This is a genomic window from Colwellia echini, from assembly GCF_002843355.2.
In the GTDB taxonomy this organism is placed as follows: Bacteria; Pseudomonadota; Gammaproteobacteria; order Enterobacterales; family Alteromonadaceae; genus Colwellia; species Colwellia echini.
On record NZ_PJAI02000101.1, the window covers coordinates 1 to 495 of the forward strand.

At 44.2% G+C, this 495-nt stretch carries 3 tRNA genes; all 3 read left to right on the forward strand.

The window, feature by feature from the left end:
- Positions 1-121: 121 nt before the first annotated feature.
- Positions 122-206, forward strand: a tRNA-Leu gene (locus CWS31_RS17410).
- 34 nt (positions 207-240) lie between these two features.
- Positions 241-316: transfer RNA gene (locus CWS31_RS17415), tRNA-Gly, on the forward strand.
- Positions 317-407: 91 nt separating this feature from the next.
- A tRNA-Leu gene (locus CWS31_RS17420) sits at positions 408-492 on the forward strand.
- Positions 493-495 lie beyond the last annotated feature (3 nt).

The window sequence follows — 495 nt, forward strand, 5'->3', positions numbered from 1 at the left end:
AGCATCACGTTGCCAACGTGAATGTCACGAGTTCGAGTCTCGTTAGCCGCTCCAAATTTCACTGTAAAGTAGGTTACCAATACCTACTATAAAAAACTCCCTTTATCTTATAGATAATAATGCCCGGGTGGTGGAATTGGTAGACACAAGGGATTTAAAATCCCTCGCCGAAACGCGTGCCGGTTCAAGTCCGGCTCCGGGTACCATTTATACAAAGTTAAAGTAAAAAGCTCTAATGAAGCGGCTGTAGCTCAGCTGGTAGAGCATCACGTTGCCAACGTGAATGTCACGAGTTCGAGTCTCGTTAGCCGCTCCAATTTATTTTTTATTAGTTATCTAATAAAAGAGTAGGTACCAACCTACTATAAAAATACCCCTTATCTTAGGTTTAAGCTGAAAGATACAATGCCCGGGTGGTGGAATTGGTAGACACAAGGGATTTAAAATCCCTCGCCGAAACGCGTGCCGGTTCAAGTCCGGCTCCGGGTACCATTT